19 protein-coding genes are annotated in these 22606 nt (G+C 56.2%); 10 read left to right on the top strand and 9 right to left on the bottom strand.

Annotated elements, in window-relative coordinates:
- The first annotated feature begins 59 nt into the window (after window positions 1-59).
- The gene (locus A3GO_RS0106135; RefSeq protein WP_029132660.1) at window positions 60-689 is read left to right on the top strand and encodes a class I SAM-dependent methyltransferase; all 630 of its coding nucleotides are present in this window, start codon (window positions 60-62) and stop codon (window positions 687-689) included.
- A gap of 218 nt (window positions 690-907) precedes the next feature.
- On the opposite strand, the gene A3GO_RS22775 is transcribed toward A3GO_RS0106135, so the two are convergent.
- Complete coding sequence (locus A3GO_RS22775; RefSeq protein WP_037374810.1) at window positions 908-3040, bottom strand: YgiQ family radical SAM protein; 2133 nt, start codon at window positions 3038-3040, stop codon at window positions 908-910.
- Window positions 3041-3374: 334 nt separating this feature from the next.
- On the opposite strand from A3GO_RS22775, the gene A3GO_RS0106125 reads away from it, so the two are divergent.
- The 6 genes from A3GO_RS0106125 (at window position 3375) to A3GO_RS0106105 (ending at window position 7569) form a co-directional block, all read left to right on the top strand.
- Entirely contained in the window at window positions 3375-4637 is a 1263-nt protein-coding gene (locus A3GO_RS0106125) for a TlpA family protein disulfide reductase (protein WP_051301888.1), read from the top strand.
- Between the two features lie 154 nt (window positions 4638-4791).
- Window positions 4792-5199, top strand: a complete 408-nt coding sequence (locus tag A3GO_RS25680) for a GFA family protein (protein ID WP_084609833.1) — start codon at window positions 4792-4794, stop codon at window positions 5197-5199.
- Window positions 5200-5425: 226 nt separating this feature from the next.
- On the top strand, window positions 5426-5869 hold the full coding sequence (locus tag A3GO_RS0106120; RefSeq protein WP_029132658.1) for a cupin domain-containing protein: 444 nt from the start codon (window positions 5426-5428) through the stop codon (window positions 5867-5869).
- 26 nt (window positions 5870-5895) lie between these two features.
- Window positions 5896-6522, top strand: a complete 627-nt coding sequence (locus A3GO_RS0106115; RefSeq protein WP_029132657.1) for a YbhB/YbcL family Raf kinase inhibitor-like protein — start codon at window positions 5896-5898, stop codon at window positions 6520-6522.
- A 100-nt stretch (window positions 6523-6622) separates the two neighbouring features.
- On the top strand, window positions 6623-7162 hold the full coding sequence (locus A3GO_RS0106110) for a hydrolase (protein WP_029132656.1): 540 nt from the start codon (window positions 6623-6625) through the stop codon (window positions 7160-7162).
- Window positions 7163-7239: 77 nt separating this feature from the next.
- A complete protein-coding gene (locus A3GO_RS0106105) occupies window positions 7240-7569 on the top strand; it encodes a DMT family transporter (RefSeq protein WP_029132655.1) in 330 nt (109 codons plus the stop codon).
- 270 nt (window positions 7570-7839) lie between these two features.
- On the opposite strand, the gene A3GO_RS0106100 is transcribed toward A3GO_RS0106105, so the two are convergent.
- Window positions 7840-8469, bottom strand: coding sequence for a PEP-CTERM sorting domain-containing protein (locus tag A3GO_RS0106100; RefSeq protein ID WP_029132654.1), 630 nt, complete (start codon window positions 8467-8469; stop codon window positions 7840-7842).
- A 273-nt stretch (window positions 8470-8742) separates the two neighbouring features.
- Window positions 8743-11502: a hypothetical protein gene (locus A3GO_RS22770; RefSeq protein ID WP_051301887.1), complete on the bottom strand. Its 2760-nt coding sequence runs from the start codon at window positions 11500-11502 to the stop codon at window positions 8743-8745.
- A 347-nt stretch (window positions 11503-11849) separates the two neighbouring features.
- On the opposite strand from A3GO_RS22770, the gene A3GO_RS0106090 reads away from it, so the two are divergent.
- Window positions 11850-12206, top strand: a complete 357-nt coding sequence (locus A3GO_RS0106090; protein WP_029132653.1) for a DUF488 domain-containing protein — start codon at window positions 11850-11852, stop codon at window positions 12204-12206.
- A gap of 31 nt (window positions 12207-12237) precedes the next feature.
- Here the strand turns inward: A3GO_RS0106090 and A3GO_RS22765 are convergent, their stop codons facing one another.
- Window positions 12238-13059, bottom strand: a complete 822-nt coding sequence (locus A3GO_RS22765; protein WP_037374758.1) for a class I SAM-dependent methyltransferase — start codon at window positions 13057-13059, stop codon at window positions 12238-12240.
- A gap of 132 nt (window positions 13060-13191) precedes the next feature.
- On the opposite strand from A3GO_RS22765, the gene A3GO_RS0106080 reads away from it, so the two are divergent.
- On the top strand, window positions 13192-14223 hold the full coding sequence (locus A3GO_RS0106080) for a GlxA family transcriptional regulator (RefSeq protein ID WP_029132652.1): 1032 nt from the start codon (window positions 13192-13194) through the stop codon (window positions 14221-14223).
- 78 nt (window positions 14224-14301) lie between these two features.
- On the opposite strand, the gene A3GO_RS0106075 is transcribed toward A3GO_RS0106080, so the two are convergent.
- The 5 genes from A3GO_RS0106075 to A3GO_RS0106055 form a co-directional block, all read right to left on the bottom strand.
- Window positions 14302-15186, bottom strand: a complete 885-nt coding sequence (locus tag A3GO_RS0106075) for an AEC family transporter (RefSeq protein WP_157606735.1) — start codon at window positions 15184-15186, stop codon at window positions 14302-14304.
- An 83-nt stretch (window positions 15187-15269) separates the two neighbouring features.
- The gene (locus A3GO_RS0106070; RefSeq protein WP_029132650.1) at window positions 15270-18107 is read right to left on the bottom strand and encodes an FAD-binding and (Fe-S)-binding domain-containing protein; all 2838 of its coding nucleotides are present in this window, start codon (window positions 18105-18107) and stop codon (window positions 15270-15272) included.
- Between the two features lie 60 nt (window positions 18108-18167).
- Entirely contained in the window at window positions 18168-19556 is a 1389-nt protein-coding gene (locus A3GO_RS0106065) for a TRAP transporter large permease (protein ID WP_029132649.1), read from the bottom strand.
- Window positions 19557-19559: 3 nt separating this feature from the next.
- Window positions 19560-20198 carry a TRAP transporter small permease subunit gene (locus A3GO_RS22760; protein WP_084609829.1) on the bottom strand — a complete coding sequence of 213 codons (639 nt, stop codon included), beginning with the start codon at window positions 20196-20198 and terminating at the stop codon, window positions 19560-19562.
- Between the two features lie 117 nt (window positions 20199-20315).
- Entirely contained in the window at window positions 20316-21401 is a 1086-nt protein-coding gene (locus A3GO_RS0106055; protein ID WP_029132648.1) for a TRAP transporter substrate-binding protein, read from the bottom strand.
- 357 nt (window positions 21402-21758) lie between these two features.
- Here A3GO_RS0106055 and A3GO_RS0106050 point away from each other — a divergent pair, with 357 nt between their 5' ends.
- The gene (locus A3GO_RS0106050; RefSeq protein WP_029132647.1) at window positions 21759-22499 is read left to right on the top strand and encodes an FCD domain-containing protein; all 741 of its coding nucleotides are present in this window, start codon (window positions 21759-21761) and stop codon (window positions 22497-22499) included.
- Window positions 22500-22606 lie beyond the last annotated feature (107 nt).

The following is a 22606-nucleotide window of genomic DNA, read 5'->3' as shown; positions in this document are numbered from 1 at the left end:
TCGACCGGTGAATTAACCCCACACTGGCGGTATCCTGTAGCAAACAGGAAGAGACCATCATGACCACTACCGACCGCAAAACACACTGGGAACATATTTATCAGACCCGCCCTTCAGATGAAGTGAGCTGGTTTCAACCAACCCCGGCCCTGTCACTGGAGCTGATTGAGCAGTGCAACCTCACCCCCGAAGACTCCATTGTGGATGTAGGTGGCGGCGCATCAAAGCTGGTCGATCATCTGATCGAGGCCGGTTACCAATCCATCACGGTGCTGGATATTGCCCGGGCGGCGCTGGAGGTGGCCCGTTCACGACTTGGTGAGGCGGCCAACCGGGTCGACTGGCTGGAGGCGGATGCTACCGACTTCCAACTGGCGCACCAGGTGCACCTCTGGCATGACCGGGCGGTGTTCCACTTCCTCATCCAGGCCAATGACCGCCACGCCTACATCGCCAACGTGAAAAAGACCCTGCTGCCCGGCGGCCACCTGATCATCGCCGCCTTCGCCCCCGAGGGACCGAAAAAGTGCAGTAATCTGGATATCGTTCAATATGACAGCCGGAAGATTTCCATGGAGCTGGGGCATGCCTTTGAACTGCAACAGACCCGACAGGAGACCCACAAAACACCCGCTGGCGCCGACCAGCAGTTCAACTATTTTCTGTTTCGCTATACCCCGGCACTCTGAATTCCATCCGCGTCACAGCCTGTAGGGTAAGTACGTTAAATGAATCCACACCATCCGCTGGGAGTGCACCGAAGACCGGACATGCTCATGGTCTGCGGGATTGGTGCCTGGCGGTTTTCACGGCGTTGTCCGCGTGGGCGCAAAGAGCGTGCCCACCGGGTTCCCTCTCCCTCCGAGGGAGAGGGCTGGGGTGAGGGTGTTTTTCAAACCCAGCAGCGCTAACGCCGCTTTCTGGTGCCCGCTTTCTTACCGGCCGCGGACCCGATCACCGGCGACCTGGCACCACGCGTGATACGCTTGGCCGGGCCACTGCGACGCGTTTTTGACCGCCCCGTCCCCTCCGGCTGCCATGAAGGCACCAGGTGGCGCTTGCCGTTGCCGATCAGATCGGCCCGGCCCATCTGCTTCAGCGCCTCGCGCAGCAGCGGCCAGTTCTCCGCGTCGTGGTAGCGCAGGAACGCCTTGTGGATACGTCGCTGACGCCCGCCCTTGGGCGTTGATACCTGTTCTGAGTTGCGCTTCACTTTCTTCAGTGGATTGCGCTCGGTGTGGTACATGGCCGAGGCGATGGCCAGCGGCGTTGGCAGGAACGCCTGCACCTGGTCCAGGCGGAAGTCGTTCCGCTTCAGCCACAGCGCCAGGTTGAGCATGTCCTGGTCCGAGGTGCCGGGATGGGCGGCAATGAAATAAGGGATCAGGTACTGCTCCTTGCCCGCCTCCCGGGAATACTTCTCGAACAGTTTCTTGAAGCGGTCATAGGTGCCGATGCCCGGCTTCATCATCTTATCCAGCGGCCCCTCTTCGGTGTGCTCCGGGGCGATCTTCAGATAGCCCCCCACATGGTGGGTCACCAGCTCCTTGATGTACTCCGGATCGCGCACCGCCAGGTCGTAACGCAGGCCCGAGGCGATCAGCACCCGCTTCACCCCTTTCACCTCACGCGCCTTGCGGTAAAGCTGGGTAAGCGAACTGTGATCGATCTGCATGTGCTTGCAGACATCGGGAAACACACAGGAGAGACGGCGGCAGGCGGATTCGATCTGCTCGCTCTCGCAGCGCATGCGGTACATGTTGGAGGTGGGTCCACCCAGGTCAGAGATGGTGCCGGTGAAACCCGGCACCGTGTCGCGGATGGTCTCGATTTCGTGAATCACCGACTCATGGGAGCGGTTCTGAATAATGCGCCCCTCGTGCTCGGTAATGGAGCAGAAGGTACAACCGCCGAAGCAGCCACGCATAATGGGGATTGAGAAGCGGATCATCTCCCAGGCGGGATTGCTCGCCTCGCCATAGGCCGGATGGGGCCTGCGGGTGTAGGGGAACTCATAGAGCCGGTCGAACTCGTCGGTCTCCAGCGGGATCGGCGGCGGATTGAGCCAGACATCACGCTTGCCATGCTGCTGCACCAGCGCCCGGGCGTTGCCGGGATTGGTCTCCAGATGAAACACCCGCGAGGCGTGGGCGTAGAGCACCGGGTCCGCCACCACTTGATCATAGGAGGGGACGCGCACCACCGCGTGGGCACGATCCGACTTTTTCGGCCGCTGATGAAAGCTGACCACCTTGCTCTCTGCCGGAGGCGTCTCGCAGGCCGGCGCCTCGGCATAGGGCGAAGGCTTGGGATCGATCTGTCCGGGCTCATCCACGCTGCTGGAATCAATCTCCAGCCAGCCATCGGGGATGTCCTGGCGCATAAAGCCGGTACCGCGCACATCGGTAATGTCACCGATCGCCTCGCCCTGGGCCAGCCGGTGCGCCACCTCTACAATCGCCCGCTCGGCATTACCGAACATCAGCAGATCGGCCTTGGAGTCCGGCAGAATGGAGCGGCGAACCTTGTCCGACCAGTAATCGTAATGGGCGATACGGCGCAGGCTCGCCTCGATGCCGCCAATGATGATCGGCACCCCCTTGAACGCCTCCCGGGCGCGCTGGGCGTAGACCACCACCGAGCGGTCCGGCCGCTTGCCCCCCTCCCCGTCCGGCGTATAGGCATCGTTGGAGCGGATCTTGCGGTCGGCGGTATAGCGGTTGACCATGGAGTCCATGTTGCCGGCGGTGATGCCGAAAAACAGGTTGGGCTTGCCGAGACGCTGAAAATCGGCCACCGAGCGCCAGTCCGGCTGGGCGATAATCCCCACCCGGAAACCCTGCGCCTCGAGCAGCCTGCCGATCAGCGCCATGCCGAAACTGGGGTGATCCACATAGGCATCCCCGGTCACCAGGATCACGTCACAACTGTCCCAGCCGAGCGCATCCATCTCCGCACGGGACATGGGCAGCACCGGTGCGGTACCGAACCGCTTGGCCCAGTACTGGCGATAAGAGAAGAGATTGGGAGCCGCTTGCATGGGGGGAGCACCGTGAACAAAGTTGACGGAACAGTATACCGGTTTGGCTCCAGGATTGCAGGCCAACATGCCTTAACCTGATGAAATAAAAGGTTAAACCATAATAAAACGCACCAGCAACATGGCCGAAAGACCAATGCCACCCAAGATATCTGGCGTCAGATGAAAAACTAAATGTCGCACACATAGCTCCATCGGTGGCTTTCCATACGACCTAAAACTTCCATCCAAACTTTCAAACTCCACTGTTGAACCGGTTCGGGTAAATGGTAATGGTTTGGGTCGGGTACAACTGTCTATAATCGGCCCACGTCATTTAACCCGGTGGCACCCAATGCAGTTAATTACCCTCATGTTCGCCTTGCTTGTTTCCTTCTGCGTATTCGCACAGGATCCACCTGGCGAGCTGCTCGTTCCGGTGGCGGATCAGGAACTTACCATTGTTCGCTATCCCGCCGAAGGCACCCATCTGGCCATCTGGCTGATGCCGGGGCTGGGTGAGCCGACACGCATGCTGGAAACGGCGGTGAAGCTCTCCGGGCTGGGTGTGGAGGTCTGGCTGGTGGATCTGGCGGAGAGCCTGTTCCTCATCAAGGGGCCACAGACCATGCGGACCATCGATGGCAAGTATGTGTCAGGCTTGATAGCGGCGGCGCATGCAAGAACCGGTAAGACGATCACCGTGATCGGCCGCGGCTATTCGGCCATTCCGACCCTGCGCGGAATTCAGCACTGGCAGCAGGCGCAGCAGAACAGCGGTGAGGCCACCACCTATCTGTCGGGCGCCATGCTGTTCTCACCCGAACTCTATGCCACGGTGCCGGCATTGGGCCTGGAGCCGGTTTATGAGCCCATTGTGGATGCCACCAATGTGCCGATAATTCTCTACCAGGCAGAGAAGGGGGGAAACCGCTGGCAACTGGGCAAGCTGCTGTCGCGTCTGGAGAAAGGGGGCGCCACGGTGTATGTGCAGGTGATGCCCGGAGTCACTGGCCTTTTCTACGATGACGATGAATCACCTGCCACGCTGAACGCGCTGAAGAGGGTCCCGGCACAGATTGTCCGAGGCCTGGACCTGCTTGATAAAACACCAACGCCAGGACATGCCCTGCCCCTGGCGGACAAGGTTGCCGCATTGTCCAGCGGCCTTGATTCCGAGTTGACAGCCTTTCGTGGCAACCCGGCTCCGCCGCCCATTGACCTGGTTGACGCTAAAGGGCAGCACCTCTCCAGGGACGACTATCGCGGCAAGGTTACCTTGGTCAATTTCTGGGCCACCTGGTGCGGTCCCTGCGTGGAGGAGATACCCTCGCTGAATAACCTGCGGGAACAGATGGCCGGCGAGTCATTCGAACTGATATCTGTAAACTACGCTGAGGGTGCCGAGCAGGTACAGAAATTCATGGGGCAGGTGAAGGTCGATTTTCCGGTCCTGCTGGACGAGGATGGCACGGAGTCAGCCAAGTGGAACGTGCTGGTATTTCCCTCCACCTTCGTGATTGGCCCGAATGGACAAATCGCTTACGGCGTGAACGGGGCGATTCACTGGGATGCACCCGAGGTTGTCAACCAACTGAGGGCGTTACTGACACCTTGATACGTATTTGGATGAACGCGATTGAGTCCAACCTGCCTACTGGTATGATGCCTGGGATATTTGGGGGGGATGTTTGGGGGGGATGTTTGGGGGGGATGTTTGGGGTCAGACTTGACCTGATTGTTCCATCGTTTCTTAAATTGGAGATCGGTCATTGAATACTAAAAAAGTTGGTTCGTGCCTTTGCGGTGAAATACGTTTCGAAATAGAGGGAAACTTTGAAAGTTTCTATCTTTGTCATTGTGGTCGTTGCCGTAAAGATACCGGCTCAGCCCATGCAGCCAATCTTTTTTCTACCACTGCGACGCTAAAATGGGTATCCGGCAAAGATAAAGTTAAAATTTTCACTCTGCCATCAACTCAACACACTAAATGCTTTTGTTCTATTTGCGGCTCGGCACTTCCTAATCATCAAATGGAAGGAAAGCTTTTGGTGGTACCTGCTGGTAGTCTTGATGGCGATTTACCGGTCAGGCCGGATGCGCATATTTTTGTTTCTAACAGGGCAGATTGGGACAAAGACCTGGAAAAGATTCCAATGCTTGAAGACTCACCCAAGTAATGGGGTCAGTGTAGAAACCCGTCTGGATTTGAATGATTTTCGCTACAACCATCAATATTCTGCGGACTTTCATCCCATTGGTTCATACCCCCTGCCGGTCGTAGACCAATCGCTCACGTTGACCAGCCATCATGTCGATTCGCTGAACTACACTATGTAATGCCAGTCAACCGAGCTCACCCATGATGCTGCAACCCGGCCCATCAAATCCATCAGGAGCAAGCCAATGAGTAGAACTCCGCTAATCGTCAACCAGAATAATTATGGACCGGCGCTAAATGTCGTCGGCACGAAAGTAACAGTGCTTGCCTCAAACAAGGACACGAAAGGACAGGAATTCAGCTTCCAGAGCGGCGAGAATAACATGGGGCCTCCTCCGCACAGCCATGATTGGGACGAAGCATTCTTTGTGCTTAAAGGAAGTGTTGAGTTCACCTGCGACGGGAAGGCGGATATGTGTACACCGGGCACACTGGTTTTCATTCCCGGTGGAACGATACACGCATTCAAATATGGTCCCGATGGTGGCGAGATGCTTGAAGTAACAGGTGCCGGAAGCATAGCTTCCCAAATGTTCACGGCGGTCGACAAGCAAATTCCAGCAGATTCTCAGGATGTGGAAAAAATCATAGAAGTGGTGAGCGAAAACGGCGTCACGGTACATTTATAATACGGAAGAAGTAAGAGGAGAATTCGATGAAACTGACCAGCGACCAGATCAAGGATAACCGGCCCATCCCCGTAACCAATGCCTTTGGCAAGCATGACAAAAACAGTCACGTGGCACTTGCCGGCAATCAGAATCCGGGCCTGAGCTGGGATGACGTCCCTGAGGGAACGCGCTCTTTTGTCCTGATCTGCCACGACCCGGATGTACCTAGCAAACCGGATGACGTGAACCAGGAGGGGCGCGAAGTACCGGCCGACCTGCCCCGGGTCGATTTTTATCACTGGGTGCTGGTGGATATCCCAGCCGATCAGCGACAGATTGCTGCCGCTGCTGATGCCGACGGGGTCACGGCGAAGGGAAAGCCGGGAGGCCCCTCACCTGCCGGGGGCATTCGTGGCATCAACAACTACACCGACTGGTTTGCGGGTGATGCCGACATGGCGGGAGACTATTACGGCTACGATGGTCCCTGCCCTCCCTGGAACGACAGCATTGTGCACCACTACCACTTCACGCTCTACGCACTGGATATTGAGGGCTGCGGACTCAGCGGCCGTTTTGGCGGCCCCGAGGCGCTCGCGGCCATTGAAGGTCATGTGCTGGCCAGCGCCAGTCTCACAGGCACTTATATAATCAATCCCAGATTGACGTGAGTAACAGAAAAACAGGCCCATTTACCGCCGGGGTAGACGCGACTTCTGTGCCCACCCGTCAAGACTCTACCGTTATAATGCGAAAGCCATAGAGGCACTCATGTTAAGAAGAGACAACACCGGTCTTATTGTTATAGATATACAAGGCAAGTTGGCAAATATTGTTCATGACAGCGACAGGCTAGTCGCAAATGCGGTAGCTTTAATCAAGGGCATGAAGGCCCTCGATATGCCCATTTTGTGGCTGGAGCAAAACCCGGAAAAACTGGGCGCGACGATTCCGGAGATTAGTGAAGCATTAACTCCGCTTGAGCCAATAACCAAATATATGTTCGATGGTTGTGGTTCGGAGGCATTTGACAAAGCCGTAAAACAGTCGAATGTCACCACATGGCTGGTATGTGGTATTGAAGCACATATTTGTGTTTACCAGACCGTATCGAGCCTGATTCGCCTCGGGTATGAAATCGAACTGGTTTGTGATTGCGTCTCTTCCAGAGCACTATCCAATAAAGAAATCGCCATTTCCAAACTCACTTCCAAAGGTGCCGGGAAGACCAGTGTCGAGATGTGTCTGTATGAGCTGGTGGGTGACTGTCGAGCCACCGAGTTCAAGGAAATACTCGGGCTTATCAAGTAACACAGTCGGGCGAACCTATGACAACCGACACGACCTGATTGACCCTAATCCAAAAACCGGATTCCAGAGAAAAAGATATGGCGTACATATATTTGGCTATTGCTATCATTGCAGAGGTTGTAGCAACAAGTGCACTGAAGGCATCCGCAGAGTTCTCTAAGCTATATCCAAGCCTGGTGGTTATTGTTGGCTATGGCTTTGCGTTTTATTTCATGACCCTGGTTTTAAGAACCATACCGGTAGGAATTACTTATGCAATCTGGTCAGGCGCCGGCATCGTCATGATCACCATTGCTGGTGCATTGCTGTATAAACAGATCCCGGATATCCCCGCCATAATAGGTATGGGACTGATTATTTCGGGCGTAGGGGTAATTCATATTTTTTCAGGAACGATTGGCCACTAAAATATAGCAAGCCAGGCAAAGTAATTGGGATCCGTGTAAAACCGAGCCTGGCATTGGGTCATTTATTCACTGACCCTAAATACCTGTACGACGGACTGTAATCGTCCCGGATAGATAAAAGGGTCGAAACGCAAACTTCGGGAATAGACAACCTGGCAACGATGTTGCGGGGATCATCAATGCGGAAACAGATCGGGCTTTTTACGGCGGCTGGTGATCTATTTAGCGAATAGCGACGCGGGCACGATAAACGTGCCCGCGCTGTGGGATTCAACCCTGCGTTCTGCGCCTGACCAAACCAAGTCCCAGAAGACTTACACTCATGAGAATAAGGATTGAGGGCTCAGAAACCACAGCCACCTCCAACTGTTGAATTCTAATGCCCTGGTTACCATCACCGTTAGTGGTTGGTGTTTGTCCGACAAAGGCAAACCGGGATCCTGAAAGGGCAAAACCGCTCATATCCAGGCTAACAAAATTGCTTCCAGCAAGATCCGGCGTGACGGCAAAATCATTCAAAACAAGTAATCCGTCTATATACAGATCGAACAATTCGATTGGGGTACCGCCTCTTTCAAACACCACACTCGACAAAAGCGAGACGGTTTTTGATGCCCAGTCAAATACCATCGCTTCATCCAGACCAATCCTGTGATCAGCCGGATCGGTCTGGATGCCCCAGCCATTGGCATGACGGTTTATATTGGCGGCCGTACCGGTGTTCGTGGTTGCATTGTAATCGGTATCATATCCCGAGACCTCGACGGTCAGACCGTCAACCGATACCGTATGTGAGGTGCTACCATCGCCTCCGTTACCAAAGCTGTAGATTACAGAAGCCGAAACAGTGACAGGTAGCAGCGTTGCGATCCAAATGACCCCACACAAAAGTATTTTCATTATTATTTCCCGCAATGCAGTTCAGATTTAGAGTATTAATGCCTGACATGCACTTCAGCAAATAACGAGCCAAGAAAAATATACTATTGGGAATCAAACAGATGCTCAGTTAATTATTTTTATTATTAAGAACAATTAGACTATTTTGTAAAAAATATCGACAGTATTTATGCCATGGATATGCCCGCGCTGGCGGGTCCCACCCACCCCTCTCCCTGAGGGAGAGGGGTGTTATAGGGCATAAGCAGTAAGACTGCTCATTACACAGATCAATCAGATCTCATTTTCATGACAATCCGCGCAGCCGACCTGGTGACCTTTCGGAAACTCTTTAGGACCCTCATCGGCACAGAATTGCCCCTCGTCGTCCTTACATTCCAGAATCCGGTTGGTTGCCATTGCCGAGAGCACCGTACCCTGACCGTCAGTACCGTGGCACGCCTGGCAGCTGTTCCTCGGACCATCTTCCTGGGCCTTCTTGTGGTGCGTGTTCCAGTGACGACTGCCCACCGGATGCATACCGTGGGGGCCATTCATGGTCAGCTCGAATTTGCCACTGTCCTCGAAGGCCCGTGCGTCATGACAAGTGCTGCACTCGGTGATCGTCCCACGATGCCCCTGGAGTTGAACGGCCGCCACATTGTCATTGGCCTCGGGGTTCTTGTTTGGCCAAATACCGTGAGTCGCACCATGGCACGCCTCACAGAAAATACCCTCATGCCCGGTACTTACCCGGTAGAGCATCGGGTTACCGACCCGTGGATCATCAGCCGGATCGGTACCGGCCTCCTGGGCAGCATCGATCACAGCGGGATTCTCTGCGGTGATGACATTTTCAGCAAAACGCTTGTTGGTCGGAACAATAGGGGTCGCCTTCGGATCATTGGTCAGATAGGCCTGTAACAGCCGTATGCCATCAGTGGCTCCAGCGCTGTTACCAGGATTAACCATGACATCGGCATGCCCAGACATATTGTCCACTGCATCACCGGTATGACAGGAACCACAACCCGGCTCATTCGCCCAGGGTACACGGGGCTGATCGGCATTGGTGTAGAAGTCACCACCCAGCTCAAAGGCGCCGGGGTTGTCCGGTGTTACATTTCGGGTGAAATCATTGCCGACCTGCTCCATGCTGCCGTGGCAATCCTGACAGAGCATGCCGCCATTGGCCATTGCGCCGCGCAGGCAGTCGCTACGTCGACCGGGATGGCACTGGTAACAGGTCTCTTCAAGAACTTGCCGGCGCTCCACCACATTGAGCACGAAACCATTTTCATCCTTTTCGATCGCCGGCATGTCCGGGAACAACCGATTGCCATCTTTATCCGTGACAGTGCCGTGATGGCTGTGCATAACATTGGACATCGATTTGTTTTTTATCTGGTCGCGTCCATTATGGAGCGAGTTTCCAGGATCATTCTCTTCCCCCAGCGGCCCGAGTTGAGCCAGGTCCAGCGCCGGTGTGTAGTGGCAGGACTGGCAGACAACCGGTGTCTGATCAACCAGGTCAGGTGTGTATTTGGGTTGCGCAATACCTGACCCATGCTTCAGGTCATGCAGGCGTAGCAGATTGACGTCGGCCGCATACTCCTTGCTCACTTCCAGCGGAACCTCATCCAGCTTGGGATCATCCAGAACCGTGGCGACTTCGATACCCGCCTGGACCAGGCGGTCCGTGGCAGCACCATTGCCACCATCAACGGTCGCACCATGACAGGCGCCGCAGTTGGCCTCGCCGGAGATTGGCACGACAGTATCATTCGTTGCCAGGATATTTCCGCTCGCATCATGGGCCTGCACCCGATACAGGGGCCAGGGGTTTTCACGACCGTAGTCATCAAAAGCGGATACAGGAATGCCCGCGGCCTCATACCAGTTGACGCCCTCCGAGACATAACCAAACCGGAATGCCGGATTCATGAAGAACGGTTGATCCACCACGTAGGCCTCAAACAGTTCAACCAGATTATCCAGATAGGGAGCATGACGGCCCGGCATGGATTGCTGATCGGCTGTCAGTGCACCATCACCGAGATAGAAGCGTTCAACATTGGGCATGGGTAATCCCAGGTCCAGAATATTGGCACCCGCCGGGTAGAATGCCGGGAGTATCATTGGCGGATAGAAGGCGTCGTATGCCTCTCTCGCCACCTCCCAGAAATTGGTTTTATAGACCGTTCCATCTGCCAGCATGCTCGAATAAACCGGCCCGGTACCCGCGGAGTTAACCCCTGTCAGAATCGGATCATTCGGGTTGGAGGCCGCCGAATAAACCACACTCACACCGTCTGCGGGAGTAAGGACGTTCGGCTCCACGCCCCTTTGTATGACCGTCGCATGCAGGACATTGAACGGCGGCAGGATACTTGAGATTCGGGTATCGAAGTCACCGCAATGCATTCCCAGGTCATTAATGGCGAAGACCTTGTAATTCTGTCCGATGATGAGTGGCTGTTCCTCGACGGGAGTCCAAGGTAAACCATTCTGGCTGGTAGAGTTGATAGAGACGTTACTGGAAGGGTCTGTTGGCGGCTCAACCGGAGGTGGCTCAACCGGAGGTGGCTCAACCGGCGGCGGTTCGACGGGTGGTGGCTCGACCACAACCTTTGGGTAACAATCTGCCGGCGCGTTTGTTACATCGGCTTCACCCAGATTATTGTCGGTCCCGGCCTCAAATATGCTAATGCGGCAGGGCACAATTTCCAGATCACGCTCTGTAACTTTCCACCTACCCCTTCTGTTGGGATCATCCTCGCCGATAACCAGATTGTGATCAAAAGCATTGACCACTTGAATATCAAAATCCTCATCACTCGTGCCTCTTACTGTTAGCCGCTCTTTCGCTGTATTCCATACGGCACTATCAAGCGTGACAGAGGCATCGGCCTCGCCTGGTATGATGATAGCCAGCGCAACCGCAATCAATACAAGTGGAGCTAGTTCTTTGATTCGCTGACGAAATTCTGAAAAGGTCTTTTTCGATGCCGGTAGTTCTTTTTGGGTGCGCACGTAAGACAAGTTATTTGTCATTGATCTGTCCTCTTCTGGAGGAAATGTGAGATACCGCCCCTGATTGAATAACTCCGAGCTGGAACTAATTTCTAATTCCCTTTGATTCCTGCACCTTGATTGCTATCTGACCGCTTCATATTTTGAACCGGTCTAATTCCAGTAAACCTATCAATACAGTAAGCTTTTCAGACAATCGGTGCGTCAGTTCACATTTATAAAAATGGGAAGCAACCACTTAATAAAGTGCATTTATAACCAGGTGGGGTGGGAAACGTTTTTGCCTACGCCAATGAAACGCCAAAAATCAGCAATAACAGTCGAAGGATGTCCTAATGTTGTATGCAATATAGGATGAAATTCAATCTATGAAAATTCTAGTTAAACGTGTGTACGACAAACCGGATTCAAAGGACGGATTCAGGATATTGGTTGATCGATTATGGCCAAGAGGTTTGTCAAAAGATGACGCGAAAATTGATGTTTGGCTGAAGGCTGTCGCGCCATCAAATGAACTTAGAAAATGGTATCAACATGACATCCCAAAGTGGCCTGAATTCAAGAAGCGGTATTTTGCCGAACTCGACAACAATTCCGAGGCGGTAAGTGAGCTCGTAAACTACCTTGACAAGCCAACTGTCATGCTTCTGTATGGATCAAAAGAGCGACAATACAACAACGCAATCGCACTAAAAGAGTATATAGATTCAATGCTGACGCAATAGCATGCCCCTTACCATCCGGTAATCCGGACCACTAGCCCGAAGCCTCGCCATAACGGGTGGCGCTCAAAATCAGCACCGGCATGTTGAAACGGACATGCCCATCCGCTTCTACAAACGGCCGCAAGGACTCCTCTGCCTTGCTCGTCAGTCGTTCGAACTGCCGGTCATCGAGCAGCCCACCCAGGGTCCAGACACAAGCTCGTTCAGTGGAAACCAACGCCTTAATGGAGGGAAATTCAACCAGTCCGTCATGTCGAGTGACCGCCACCCTTCGGCAACCGGCGGCAGTAATGCCCGCCTGCGCACTGCGGGACAGCAGCAGCTCCCGGTCCCCGCAGCTGAAGGGGGCGCGGAAAGCGTCGGCCACGGCGCTGCCGAACAGCCGATGCAGCAGTTCCGCAAGTACCGCATAGCCGGGCGAATGATCCAGCGCATCACAGACCGCAACGGCGAGTTGTCCGCCCGGCCGCAGCACCCGCAGCATCTCCCGCAAGGCGCCTGCCTGATCCTCGAAAAACATGAAACCGAACTGACTGGCCACCCGGTCAAAACTCCCATTCTCATACGGAAGCGCCTCGGCCGGTCCCTGTTGCCAGTCAATGACGGTATTTTTTCGTCTGGCGACGGCAAGCATCTCGGGATTGATATCCAGCCCCACCACGCAGCCATCATTCCCCACGCGAGTAGCAGCAGCACAGGCCAGTACGCCGGTGCCGCAAGCCACATCCAGCACCCGGTCTCCCAGGCCAACGCCCAACCGGTCGACCATGATATTCCCCCACTGGCGAAACAGCGCGGGCACAAAGTGCCGTTCGTAGATCTCCGCCGACGATCCCGAATATTGACCATCCATTGCGAACCTCCCGTCCGCCCACCGGGCAGGCGGACTCGTCTGACAGTAGGTATCAGCATGCCAATTGAGTCTCGTGGGGGTAAGAGGCAAAATGGGCAGAACCGGGGCATTTCAGCCAGCGTGGGAGGGAATATGCCCGACCAACGAACAATCCATGTCAGTCTGGTGGCGACACCCGAGGTGGATGTCTCCGCTCTGGGTGGATTACACGGTGTGCTCAACAGCGTCGCTCACATGGTACCGGATACAGTGTCATTCCGCGCCAATGTGGTAGTACCGGATTCGGTTTTGGAGTGCGCCGAACCTGGCGGCAACATCATTACGAACGTCATGGGCATGCCTCTGCCGATGCAGACCCGACTGAGCAAGGTGGACCAGACCGATGTGCTGATCATTCCATCGCTCTATCTGCTGACTTCCAACTGGCCCAGGGACCCCTACCCCGACCTGACCGAATGGATCAGGCGCATGCATCAACGGGGCAGCCTGATCTGCTCCGCCTGCACCGGTGCCATGCTGTTGGCGGAAACCGGATTGCTGGATGGCCATGAAGCCACCCAGCACTGGGCCTTCGAGGCCCTGTTCCGCGAGCACTTCCCCAGGGTGCGGTTGAACATCGACAAGGTACTGCTCATAACCGGTGCATCCAACCGCATCATCATGTCCGGAGCCTCAGCCGCCTGGCACGACCTGGTGCTCTACCTGATTGCCCGCTACAGCTCACCGCAGGCCGCTCGCGTCATAGCCAAGTTTTTCCTGCTCAACAGCCACACCGATGGACAGGCGCCCTACATAATCTTCCAGGACAACCGCCAGCATGGCGACGGTGTCATCCTCGCCGCCCAGCAATGGCTGCAAGCGCACAGCCACCTGCCCCGTCCGTTGAAGCGGGCACAGCAGAATTCGGGACTCTCACCGCGCACATTCAGCCGCCGTTTCTGTCAGGCAACCGGGCTCAGCCCAATCCACTATGTCCAGCAGTTGAGAATCACCCAAGCCAAATCTGAGCTGGAGGAGACAGATACCCCGGTGGACGAGATCAGCTGGCGGGTAGGCTACGAAGATCCGGCATTCTTTCGCCGGCTGTTCAAACGTATCACCGGCATGACACCGAAAATGTATCGCCGCAAGTTTCAGCTACCTGATCCCGGCCGAAGCAGGTGAGCGGCGTCGGATGAAGTTTTGGGAAACGGAACAGCTACACCGCAGCCCCGGTCGAGTGAATCCAACCGCAATGCTGAATCACAACCCGTTCTGCGCCAGGATATAGGCCAATGCCAGCGGAATCACCAGCAGACTGCCGAGGTTGCCGAGCATGACAATTGATGCGACCTTGCGCGGCTCCTGGTTGTACTTCTCCGCCACCATGAAGTTGAGCACCGCAGGGGGCAATACACTGAACACCAGCAGTTGTCCGTACTGCAGTGCGGGCAGGTCCAGGAAGGGGGTGATCATCAATAGAATAATCAGACCGGTGGCGGGACAGACCAGGGCACCAATGACACCGATGCGCCAGTCCCGAAGATCCACCCCGGTCAGGCGCACACCGAGGGAAAACAGCATCAGGGGAATCGCCACCTGCCCCACCATCTCAATGGAAACCGACAACACATTGGGCAGCACCCAGCCGGTGAGACTGAAGGCGATACCGGCAACCGTCGCCAGCACCATGGGGATACGCAGAATACCGATCAGCGAGGTACGGTGATCCAGCATCTTCATGCCGATACTGAAATGCAGCGTGTTCTCGACAATAAACAACACCACTGCCGCCGGTAGCGCCGCCTCACCAAAGGCGAACAGCGCCAGTGGCAGTCCCATATTGCCGGAGTTGGAGAACATCATGGGCGGCACAAAGGTCTTGGCCTCATACTTCAGCAAACGGGCCACGCCCCAGGCCAGCACCCCGGAACCCAACACCACCAGCAGTGATGCCAATGCCAGTTCCTGGTAGGCACCCAGCTCAAAGCTCTTCTGTGACAGCACATGAAAAATCAGCGCCGGGACAAAGATATCCAGGTTGAGCTGATTGGCTGCCGCCATATCCGGCGCATGCCGGCGTCCATAAAGATAGCCCACCAGGACGATGGCGAAAATGGGAAAGACAATGCTGAATATCTGTTGCATGGAAGGGACGATCCGAATGCTACTGATTGAATTTTAAAAGGCGCTAGTATCCACACTTCACCCATTGATGACCAGCCATCAAATCAAGCGGGATACTCTGCCTCGAAACATCGATCAACCAGGTAGACGATGGACTGATAAGAGAGACCGGCATGCAGCGACAGCCCGATCTCGCAAGTGCGGCTGTTGGATATGCCCATTTCACAATCTGCCGGGAGCGACGCCTTCAGCCGTTTCAGTGCCGAAGCATTCAGCTCGGGACGGGTGAATCCCTTATCGCCGGCAAATCCGCAGCAGCCCTTGTCCTCGGACAGGAACACCTGTTGCGCGCACTGTTGCGCCAGCCGGCGCATCTCATCGGCCAGACCCATCTTGCGGCTGGTGCAGGTGATGTGCAGCGCCACACTCGCCATTTGCGATGTGCGCCGCAGGTGTTCCAACAGGTAGCGATTGATGAAGCCCACCGGCTCGTGTATCTGCAACGGTTGCCTGATCTGTTCGAGCATGCGGAAGGTACAAGGGCTGGTATCGCACAGGACTGGATAGCGGCCCTGTTCACTGGCAGCCCACAAAGCCTGCTCCAGCCGCAGCAGACTCTGGTCCGCTTGCGCCAACAACCCCTTACTCTCCAGCGCCATGCCGCAACAGAGCCCCTCCGGACGTTCGGGGATAATCACCCGGTAGCCGGCCTTGTACAACAGCGATTGCATCACCTGATGCAGATCGGCCTGAAAGGGATCGGACTTGGCCGGTCCCATGGTGCGGCTGACACAGCTGGGAAAATAGACCACCGTGCCGTTGCGCCCGGGGACATCGGTAACCGATGCCGGCAGCTTGCCGGCGGCGCGCGGCATGGCCGGATTCCATTGCGGGATACGTTCACCGCTCAGGCGTCGCATCAGGCCGCTGGTTTTGCCCATCAGCCGGTCACCCAGCAGATCCTGGGAGAGTGCCGCCAGCCGGAGACCGGCACGGGTCGTAGCGGCAACCGTGGAGAAGTGCCTGTCCACCCAATCACCAATACGTGCCGCGGCGCTGCCATGTTGTGACTGGCGAATCTGCCTGGTCAGCTTGCCGGTATCGATGCCCACCGGACACTCGATGGCGCAGAGTCCATCCAGCGCACAGGTATCCAGCCCCTGATAGGCGAAGTCGTGTTCAAAGCGCGCAAGTCGCTGGGCATCTTCACCGCTCTTTTTCAGCCGCGAGATTTCGCGCCAGGAGACGATGCGCTGGCGTGGTGTCAGGGTGAGATTGCGCGAGGGGCAGATCGGCTCACAGAAACCGCACTCGATGCACTTGTCAATCAGCGGGTCAGCCGGTGGCAGCGGTTTGAGATTCTTCAGATGAATCTCGGCATCCGCGTTGAGGATGACGCCGGGATTGAGCAGATTGGCCGGATCGAACAGCCGCTTGAGCTGCCACATCAGGCGATAGGCATCGCTGCCCCACTCCATCTCCACGAATGGAGCCATGTTGCGACCGGTGCCGTGTTCCGCCTTCAGCGATCCACCGTACTCGCCCACCACCAGCGCACACACCTCGTCCATCAGACCCTGGTAACGTTGCACCTCGGCGGCGGTGCCAAAATCCTGGGTAAAGACAAAGTGCAGATTGCCTTCCAGGGCGTGCCCGAAGATCAGCGCCTCGTGATAGTGATATTTCTCGAACAACTGATGCAGCCCCCTGACCGCCGCCGCCAGTTGCGGTACCGGAAAGGCGATATCTTCAATAATCACCGTGGTGCCGGTGGTACGTACCGCCCCCACCGCCGGGAACAGCCCCTTGCGAATATTCCACAACGCCTGATAGGCCACCGAATCGAAGGTGAACTCAGCCTCGCGCACCAGTTGGATATTTTTCAGCACCGCCAGGATCTCCGCCACCTGGAGTTTCAGCGTCTCCGGATCGGCGGCGCGCACATCTACCAGCAGGGCGGCCACCTCATCATCCAGCGCATGCAGGTAGGCCGGCATGTCCGGCTTATCCTGTACTGAACGCAGGGCAGCGCGGTCCATCAGTTCCACCGCCGTCACCGGGGCCTGCTTGAGCAGCGCCACCGCCTGGCAGGCGATCTCCACCGTGGGAAACAGGATCAGGGCGGTGGATTTGCAGGGGTGATCCACCACCGTGCGGTAACCGATCTCCGAAATGAAGCCGAGCGTTCCCTCGGAGCCGATCATCAGGTGCTGCAGGATATCAATCGGATCAGCAAAATCGATCAGTGCATTGAGGCTGTAACCGGTGGTGTTTTTCAACCGGTACTTGTGACGAATACGTTCGGCGAGTGTGGGATTGTTGCGCGTTTCAGCCGCCAGCACGGAGAGTGACTTCAACAACTCGTCATGGGAATCCCGGAAAGCGGTGACCGATTGCGGGTCTGCCGTATCCAGTACCGTCCCGTCGGCCAGGATGAGGCGCAGACTGGCGAGGGTGTGGTAGCTGTTCTGGGCCGTGCCACAACACATGCCGCTGGCGTTGTTGGCGGCGATGCCACCGATCTTGGCCGCGTTGATGGAGGCCGGGTCAGGACCGATCTTGCGCTGATAGGAAGCCAGGTAACTATTGGCCCAGGCACCGATCACCCCCGGTTGCAGGCGAATAATCACCGCATCGTCACTGATGCTATAGCCCCGCCAGTAGTCGCCCGAGAGCAGCAACAGCACCGAATCGCTGATCGCCTGCCCGGAGAGACTGGTACCGGCCGCCCGGAAGGTAACCGGTGTGTTGAAACGGTGGGCGGCCGCCAGAATCCGCACCATCTCGGCCTCGTCATTCACCTTGACGACCAGTTTCGGTATCAACCGGTAGAAGCTGGCATCGGTGCCGTAGGCCAGGGTGCGCAGCGGGTCATCAATCAACCGGTCGTCGCCGATGAAATATCCCAGTTCGCGCTTTAATGCCGTGTAGTCCGCTGACATGCCTTACCTGTATCCAAGGGTTAATAACCCACAACCATCACTCATCAGAAAACCTTTGCCTTACTTACCATAAGCCACCGACGGCAGCCAGGTCACCACCTCGGGGAAGAAGGCCACCACCAGCAGACCCAGCAGCTGCAGCACAATGAATGGAATCACCCCCTTGTAGATATCCATCAGGGAAATGCCCGGTGGACAGACCCCTTTTAGATAGAATAGGGCAAATCCGACCGGCGGCGTCAGGAACGAGGTCTGCAGGGTCACCGCCACCAGCAGGGCAAACCAGACCAGTTCGGGATTGTCCACCACCCCGTGGCCGTCGATATCCAGCCCCAGCCCCTTGATCACCGGCGCCAGCAGCGGCAGGATGATCAGGCTGATCTCGATCCAGTCGAGGAAGAAGCCGAGCAGAAATACCACGCCGAGAATAAAGGCGATAATACCGTAGGGCCCGAACGGCAGGCCGGTCAGGGTAGACTCGATCAGCTCATCACCACCCAGCTCCCGCAGCACCAGGGCAAACACCGTGGCACCGACAAAGATGGCGAAGATATAGGCCGAGGTGTTGAAGGTGTTGATCACCACCTCTTTCATGACCGACCAACTGAGCTGACGATAGCTGGCGGCCATGATGATGGCACCCAGCGCGCCAATGCCGCTGGCCTCGGTTACCGTGGCAATACCGGCGAAGATGGAACCCAGCACTGCCAGGATCAGGGCCGCTGGCGGCAGAATGGTCTTCAACACGCTCCAGACCACCGCGAGACTGACCGCCTGGGCATTGTCCGCGAGCGGCGCCGCGGCGGGACGGAAGAAAGAGAAACCGAGGATATAGAGCATATAGAAGATCCCCAGGATGATGCCGGGAAACACGGCACCCATAAACAGATCACCCACCGAGAGGCCCATCTGATCTCCCATGATCACCAGCATGATGCTGGGCGGAATCAGGATACCGAGACAACCGGCACCGGCAACGGTGCCCAGTGCCAGGGTCTTACTGTATTGCTGACGCATCATCACCGGCAGGGACATCACACCGAGCAACACCACCGAGGCCCCGATAATACCGGTGGAGGCGGCCAGGATAATACCGATCAGGGTGACCGCTATGGCCAGCCCGCCACGGACCCGGCCGAACAGCCCCTGCATGGCGTGCATCATGCGTTCGGCGACACCCGATTTGTCCAGCATCAGGCCCATGAAAATAAACATCGGCAGGGCCACCAGCACCCAGTTGTCCATGATGCCGAAGATACGCCCCACCGCGAGGCCCAGGGTGGAATAGTCCAGGCCGGTCATGGTATCCAGGTGGTTGTCCGCCAGATAACCCACACCGGCAAACAGCACACCGATACCGGCCAGCGCCCAGGCGACCGGAAAACCGGTAAACAGCAGCGCGATGAAACTGACGAACATCGCGATAACCAGGATCTCGTTCATCTCCATGGCTCAGCCCTCCCCGCGCTGATGGTTGTCGCTGGTGTCACCACTGCCCTGCTCCTGCACCTGAAACAGGTGACGCAGCATGGAGACGCGTCCCGGATAGGCCTCCTCCGGCTCCCGGGCCAGATGCAACAGCAGCGTAACCTCACGCACCAGGCGTGCGATGGTCGCAATAAACAACAGGGCAAAGCTGAGCGGGATGACCGATTTAACCACCCAGCGATAAGGCAGGCCGGTGGGGTTGGCGGAGCTCTCACCAGTTTCGTAGGCGTAGTAGACCCACTCCAGGCTGTGCAGAAAGATCACCACAATGAAGGGCAACAGCAGAAACAGGATGCCGAAGATCTCCCAGCGGTGCTGATTGGCGCGGGAGAGGTTCATATGCACGATATCCACACGAATGTGTGAATCATTTGTAATGGCGAAACTGAGGCCGAACATGAAGCCGACGGCATAGATGTGCCAGATCAGCTCCTCCAGATAAACCAGTCCGTGATTGAAGCCGTAACGCAGGACGACCTGAACCAGGATTATGCCGATCAGCAGCACATTGCTCCAGGCCATCACCTGGCCGATACGTTGCACAAATCCATTCAGGGCATCGACGATGGGAATGCGGTATTCCAGATCGTTGGGTTGATTCATCTCTTGCCTCGATAAATTCCAGGAATATTCCACCCACGCATCGTCACGCAGATAGGGGGATAAATGGGGCGGATAAAAAAAGAGGGGCCCCGAAACCCGGGCCCCTCCTGTAGCAGTTTACTGCTCGCGCACAGTGCCCGGACGGGGCAGGAAGGCCCACTTGTTCCAGATGGCGTAGTCGCTGCGGAAGCTCTGCATGTTGTCCCAGATCGCCTTGAACTCAGGGTCCTTGGCCGACTCTTCTGCCACAACCTCGTTCCACTTACCCTCGAATGCATCCAGGATCTCGGGAGACCAGTAGCGGTTCTCCACGCCGTTCTTCTGGAGATTCTCCTTCATCTGCGGGAACTGGATCGCTTCCCCCAGTGCCAGGCCATCCAGCATGGCGGCCTTGCAGCTCATCTCCAGCAGACCCTGCTGGGTCTCACCCATACCCTTCCAGGTATCGCCATTCACCAGCAGTTCATACACAGTTGCCGGCTGATGCCAGCCGGGGTAGTAGTTGAACTTGAGGATCTTGTGGAAACCGAGCAGCTTGTCGATGGCCGGCATGGAGAATTCGGTTGCATCGATCGCGCCCTTCTCCAGCGCCGGGAAGATCTCGCTGGAGGGCAACAGGCTGGTGGAGACGCCCATCTTCTCCATCACCAGCGCCCCCAGACCAAAGAAGCGCATGCGCAGGCCCTGCAGATCGGCCGGTTTATCGATCGGTTTGTTAAACCACCCGGAAGTCTCCGGCGCGGTGATGCCACAGGGGATGGAGTGCACGTTGAGTCCTTTCTTGTCGTACATCTCCTGCCACAGCTTGCGGCCTTCGCCGTAGTAGATCCAGGCAAGGAATTCCGGGGCATCGGGACCAAAAGGCACGGCCGAGAAGATGCCGCCCTTCGCACCCAGCACCCCGGTGTTGTAACCCGGTGTGGTATAGCCGGCATTCACCTTGCCGCTGGCGACCGACTCCAGGATCTCCTTGGGCGGGATCAGCTTGCCCGGCTCATAAACCTTGATCTTGACACTGCCGCCACTGGCGACATTCAGCTGATCGGCCAGCCACTTCGGGGTACTGCCCAGACCGGTCAGGTGGGTGCCGAAATAGACCGGCACCTTCAACAGGGTTTTCTTTTCTGCCGACAATACGGCACCGCTGGCAACACTCAGGGCCAGGGCAGCAGCAGACACTACAGAGATCAATTTTCGATTCATCGTTTTTTTCTCACTCCAATGGGGAAACAGGGTGACGGCCTCCCGATCAACCGTCTTCTCTCCGGCTTCTACCCTGCGCGGATCACAATCCCGAGACGATTTGACAAGGCCATCCTGTCGCCTGACAAACTGGTTAATTGGTCAGGCCAATTTATTAATAACCCATGGAATTTGTAATGTCAAACATTCGGAAAGAGAAAATATCAGGCCGTTCACACCCTATATATACCCTCCTTACTGCGTTATTTTTGTTGAAAATTTGATAAAATAGCCCCCCAGGACTTCTCTTTTTTAACAAATCCATCTAAACTCAAAAACAATTGGTCTTACCAGTTGTAAGGAAGCAGAGACCGCAACATGAAACAGCAACGACTTTCTGACCAGATTGCAGAAAAGCTGGAGACGATGATTGCAGAGGGCGATCTCAAACCTGGAGAGAAACTCCCGGCCGAGCGTGACCTGGCTCAGCGACTGGAGGTATCAAGACCCTCCCTGCGTGAAGCGATACAAAAACTCAACAGCAAGGGTCTCCTCAGCACCCGCCATGGCGGCGGGACCTATGTATGTGAATCGCTGGAGCCGTCGTTTGTCGATCCGTTGATTACCCTGCTCAGGGAGATGCCGGAATCACGCTTCGATGTACTGGAGATCCGCCACGCCCTGGAGGGAACGGCCGCCTATTACGCGGCCCTGCGCGGCACCGGTGAAGACAAGGAGAAGATCAGGCGCTGTTTCGATGTGATGATAAAAAACCACGGCAGCCCCGATCCCATGGACGAGGCGCGTGCCGACGCCGCCTTTTATCTGTCGATCGTCGAGGCGTCGCACAACCTGGTGCTGCTGCATGTAATGCGCGGGCTGTTCACCCTGCTCCAGAGCAGCATCTCGCACAATCTGGACAAGCTCTACACCCTGCCCCGGGTATTCGAGCCGCTCAGTCACCAGCATGAACGGCTGATGAACAGCGTTGTCGAGGGCGATGCCGAGAAGGCACGCCAGGCGGCGCAGGAGCATCTGGTATTTGTGGAGGAGTCGCTACAGCAGATTGACCGTGAAGAGGTGCGCAAGCAGCGCTCCCTGCGCGGCCTGTCAACATAACGATTGGCTGTTATCCTGTAGGATGTGATTTCGTAGGGTGGATAAGCGACAGCGCATCCACCGCAACAATGGTGGATGCGCCTACCAGCTTATCCACCCTACAAAAC

This window comes from Sedimenticola selenatireducens DSM 17993, assembly GCF_000428045.1.
In the GTDB taxonomy this organism is placed as follows: Bacteria; Pseudomonadota; Gammaproteobacteria; order Chromatiales; family Chromatiaceae; genus Sedimenticola; species Sedimenticola selenatireducens.
The sequence above is the reverse complement of the archived record's forward strand: the minus strand, read 5'-3'. Positions and strand labels throughout refer to the sequence as shown.